This window comes from Flavobacterium circumlabens, from assembly GCF_004345565.1.
Lineage (GTDB): Bacteria > Bacteroidota > Bacteroidia > Flavobacteriales > Flavobacteriaceae > Flavobacterium > Flavobacterium circumlabens.
This window is the reverse complement of record NZ_SLWA01000025.1, coordinates 1-5,696: the sequence shown is the minus strand read 5'-3', so window position 1 is coordinate 5,696 and position 5,696 is coordinate 1. Positions and strand designations below refer to the sequence as shown.

Here is a 5,696-nt window from a genome sequence, read left to right as displayed (position 1 = left end):
AGTGATAACGATAACGCTTCTCCTCCTGTAATGACACGCACTTTCTCGCTTCCTTCCCAGCCTGCATCTACCAGCATCTGCCAGAAACCAGGCGTGGCCTGCATGATACTTGGATCGTGTTTTTCGAACAATTCGATGATGGCTTCGGGTGATTTTAATGATGGCGTTGAGGCGATAATCACGCTTGCACCAACATGCAGCGGCAGGAATAACTCGACCACAGACATGTCAAAAGCATAAGTCGTAACGGCCAGTAACGAATCGGATGCATTTGCTGAAATTTCACTTTCCATCGCATACATTAAGTTGGTAACCGATCTGTGAAGAATTTTTACGCCTTTCGGGGTTCCTGTAGAACCGGAGGTATAAATCATATATGCCAGATCTGCTTCATCAACAGCAACAGAGGCCAACTCACTGCTGTAAGTGGAAATTTCTTCTGTTAGCTCCGGCAGCAGCATTACGTTGATTCCGGATTCATCTGTATATTTTGTATCAGCAATTAATAACGCTGCACGGCCATCTTCTAAGATGTAACTGATTCTGGATGTGGGATAACTTTTATCAATCGGTAAATAAATACCGCCCAGTTTCAGGATACTTAACATCGAGATTAACATCCATTCGCTGCGGTCCATCAGTAAACCGACGCAATCGCCTTGTTGAATATTATACTTGTCTTTCAAATAATTCGACAATTGGTTTACAGCGGCATCCAATGCTTCGTAACTTAATTTTCGATCTGCATAACAAACTGCCACCGCTTGTGGCGTTTTGTTTACATTTTGCTCGTATCGGGTCAGGAAACTGCCGCTTAAAGGATAATCTTTTGCCGTAGCATTGAAATTCTTTAAAATAATAGTACGTTCTGCATCCGATAAATAATTATATTTCCCAATACTGGTCTGCGGAGCCGCTACAACTAATGCCAACAATTCTTCCAGGTGCGAAGCCATTCTTGCAATTCGCGAAGCTGAAAATAACGAAGTGTTGTATTCGATCGTTAAATGTAAATTATCATTTCGTTTACTGAAGTAGAAAGTGATATCGAATTTGCTATTGACGAATGTTTCTGTATCTTCTGTAATTTCTACACTCCCTAAAGTTTCCGATGATTCCTTACCGTCCTCCTGCCAAACAATCATGACATCAAATAATGGGGAATGGCTTAAATCCCTGGACACTTCCAGTTCTTCTACCAACAGGTCGAAAGGATACAATTGATGTTCGTAGGCGTTTAAACAGGTTTCTTTTACCTGCGCCAATAAAGCTTCGTAACTCATATCACCGGATAATTCATCTCTAAGCACTAAGGTGTTCAGATAGAATCCTAACTGTTTCTCCAAATCAGCATGTACTCTGCCGGAAATCGGAGTTCCGATAATGATATCTGAAGTTCCGGTATAGCGATATAGCAGCATTTTTGCCAATGACAGCACGCCCATGAACATTGTATTTCCGGTACCCGTAATTAATTTGTTAAAGTCTTTGAAACTATTTGGTTCAAATTGATACTGATAATGCGCACCTGAAAAAGTTTTTACGGGTGGTCTTGTATAATCCGTTGGTAATTCCAATGGCGTAATTTCTCCCGATAACTGCTCTAACCAATAGGATTTATGAGCTAATAATTTATCATTTTCCAGTTCTTTTGCTTCCCAGGCAGCATAATCTTTGTACTGAATGCTTAGTGGCTGAAGTCCTAAATTTTGCCCTGCCTTGATTTTATTGTATATGTGTTTTATTTCATCGATTAAAATTTCAACAGACCATTCATCCGAAATAATATGATGATTTACCAATACAAAAAGGTATTCGTTTTCGGTAACTTCAAAAACACTTATTTTAATTAATGGTCCATTTTCTAAGTCTAATGGACTTTCTATTAACAAACGCTGTTTTTCTTTTGCTATCTCAGGAGCATTTTCATGAGCCGTCAGGTCAACATAATTTATTTTAAAGAAATTATTCATTTCCATCACTACTTGTCGAACTTCATCATCAATCATCTTAAATACGGTACGCAGAATTTCGTGTCTGTTTATTAATTCAAGAAATGCCTGATTTAATATTTCGATACTTAAGTCTCCATGAAACCAATAGGACATTGAAGTATTATAAGCTACTCTTGCTTCTGTAAACTGATTTAATGTCCACATGCGTTTTTGCGCATACGAAGCAGTGTAATAATCTGCTTGGGGTACATTTTCTATATTGACAAGCGTAGTGGCTTCTTGTTGCTCTATTCGTTTTGCCAATTCTTTTAAACTCCCTGCGGCAAAAATATCTTTCAGTGTTATTTTTACAGACTGCTCTTTGGCTACAATTGAAACTAATCGAACGGCTTTTAGTGAATTTCCACCTAATTCAAAGAAGTTATCTTCTGCACCCACTTGCTGCACCAGCAATAATTCTGACCATATTTTTGCCAGTAATTTTTCTGTGGCTGTTTCCGGTGCGAGGTATGCTTTTGAGGATACTCCTTGTGGTGACGGCAATTTTGACTTGTCTAACTTTCCATTAGTTGTCAATGGAAATTCTTCCATGCCTACATAATAATTAGGCACCATGTACAATGGTAAATGGGCTCCCAGATATGCTTTGATCTCGTTTGCTTTTTGTGCTGCACCAATGTAGTACACAACTAACGATGGAAGTATTCCGTCTGAAACTACCAGCACTTCAAATTGTGCCAGTAAGTTGCTTTCGGCTATTATGCCGCTTAGTTCTCCCAGTTCAATCCTGTGTCCCTGTATTTTTACCTGATCGTCTTTTCTTCCGTGATAGCGTAAATTTCCGGTATTATCCCAACTTACTATATCGCCTGTTTTATAAAGTATTCCCGCTCCGAATGGATTTGGTAAGGTACGTTCTGTGGTTAAAACTTCATTTCCGATATAGCCTTTGAACACACCTGCACCGCCAATATACAATTCACCCTGAACACCAATCGGTGCCAGTTGATTGTTGCGGTCTAAAACATATAATGTTGTATTGCTGATCGGACGGCCAATGGTAATGGTCTTTTCTTCTTCTGCTAGTGCAACGCTGCAACCAACGGTGGTTTCGGTTGGGCCGTATTCGTTGTAGATTTTCATCGAAGGATTCAATCCTTTCAATATCGAAACATGATGGGCCGTTAAACGTTCTCCTCCAACAATGGCTATTGCAATATTGGTGTTTTTCAGTTCTAAACCTGCCAGTACCTGTATGTGCGAAGGAGTTATTTTTACAGTTCGGATGGAATTGCTGCTGAATACTTTTTGTAAGGCCGCAAAATCATCTTCTTTGGAAGATAAAATTTCTAATGCATCACCACGTAACAACCCGCTCCATAAACTGGTAACCGTTAAATCGAATGATAGTGAGGTAAATAAACAACCCGGATAGTTTACTTCGTTTCCGTAATAATTTTCATTCGCCCAATTTAAATAGTTTACCACGGAACTATGCTCAATCATAACGCCTTTTGGTCTTCCCGTAGAACCTGAAGTGTACATTACATATGCCAGATCTTCTCCGCTTAATGCTACATTTAATCGTGTCTTCGGATTATTGGCTAATGCTTCTTTTAGAGTGCCAATATTTACGCTTGTCACTTCATATTCCGTAATTGCTTTATCCGCAAGCAGTAAGGATACGTTTCCATCGCTTACCATATACGCTATACGATCGGATGGATAAGTCGGATCTATAGGCAGGTAGGCAGCTCCGGCTTTCAATACTGCTAAAATACTGATTACCAAATCCTCACTTCGATCCTGCATGATACCAATAATACTTCCTTTACCAATAGTATGCTGGGTTTGTAAATAATGTGCGAATGCATTGGAACGTTCTTCTAATTCCTGATAAGAAAGCGTAACATCTTCGTACTTTAAAGCCACAGCGTTTCCTTTTTGGTCTGCTTGCGATTCAAAAAGTGAAATCAGGGTTTTATCCGAAGATTGTGATACGATTTCTCCCTGATACTCTTCCAGTAATATTCTTCGTTCTTCTGTTTCTATGAGTGGCAATTCATCTAACGAAATGGTACTGTCTGTAACAACACTTTCTATTAGTTTTCCTAAATGAACGCCTAATCGCTTTATGCGTTCCTCACTATAAATGTCGGTGTTGTATTCTATATATCCTCCTATTTCTCCTGAAGTGCTTTCGGTAAACCAAAATGTAAGGTCATACAAACTTGTGTCTACTTTTACCTGTACTGAAGACACCTCTAAACCTTCCATTTCTACCAGCTCTCCCGATAATGCCTGATCATTATCCAATACAACCGCAACATCAAATAAGGGGAAACGGCTCAGGTCTCTTGATAAGTCCAGTTCATCGACTAATAAATCAAATGGGTAGGATTGGTTTTCAAATCCGTCTAAAGAGGTCTGTTTTACTAAATTTAACAGTTTTGTAAAACTGCTACTCCCTTCAAACTGGGTTCGCAATGCGAGGTTGTTGATGTAGAAGCCGACCTGGTTCTCCAAATCCAAATGGTTTCTTCCTGCTATTGGCGTTCCTACAATAATATCTTCCTGACCGCTATATCGGTATAAAAGTGTTTTGATTAGTGAAACAAGTCCCATAAACAAGGTACTGTCCTGCTCTTTTAGGTACGCTTTAAATTTACTGCTGGTAGCTGCCGGGAACGTCACATAGGTTTGGGTACCCTTATAGGTTTTTAATGATGGACGCACATAATCTGACGGCAAGTCCAACACCGGTAATTCTCCGCTTAATTTTGTCAGCCAATATTCACGGGAATTTGCCAGTTCTCCTTCTGATAATCCCTGTAACTGCCAGGCTGCGTAGTCTTTGTATTGAATGGATAATGGCGCTGCTGTTGCTGCTTCACCTTTAACAATCGAATTATAATAGTTTATTAAATCGCGAATCAATACCTGCATCGACCATTCATCAGAAATAATGTGATGAATCGAAAACAACAAGCGATGATGATCGTTTCCTAAATTTAACAGGACCACTTTAAATAAAGGGCCTTTTGCTAAATCAAAGGGTAAAGCTGCCAATTCAGTTAAAACTTCCTGAATTTCGGCCTCTTTATTTTCGCTGTTTGAAAGATCTTTGACAGGAATTTCAAAAGTAACCGCCTCCGTAGCTTTAATTATTTGGCGTGGTTCACCGTCTTTCAAGATAAATATAGTTCGCAAACTTTCGTGACGATCCATAAGTTTTGTAAAGGATTCCGTCAGCGCGATGGTGTTTAATTCACCCTGAATATCATAACTGATTGGACGGCTGTAGGCCGTAAAGTCTTCCTGCAGCTGATCTAAAACCCATAAACGACGCTGCGCATGTGATAAGGCGTAATCCTCGTGTTCTCCTATTTTTTCAATAGCATTGTAGGTATTCCCTTTTGATGCTGCTATTAAGGAAGCCTGCGCTTTTAATACAGCATGGCCGAAGATTTCTCCAATACTTAATTGTACCTCATGGTTTTTATACACTCTGGAGATCAGCTGAATCGCTTTTAAAGACGAACCGCCTAAATCAAAAAACGAATCGTTTCTTCCGATACTGCTTTGCGGAATGCTTAACAGTTCTGCCCAGATATTGCTCAATGAGGTTTCAATCACACCGCTTGGCGCTTCATAGTTGCCTGCACGCAATAATTCTGATGGTTTTGGTAAGGCACGTTTGTCGACTTTACCGTTTAAGGTCAACGGAAATTCTGCTACATA

The 5,696-nt window shown here is 39.6% G+C and carries 1 protein-coding gene; it reads right to left on the bottom strand.

All coding sequences use genetic code 11. The features are described from left to right. A partial coding sequence (locus EV142_RS23865; RefSeq protein WP_132038354.1) for a non-ribosomal peptide synthetase occupies positions 1-5,696 on the bottom strand: 5,696 nt, incomplete at both ends.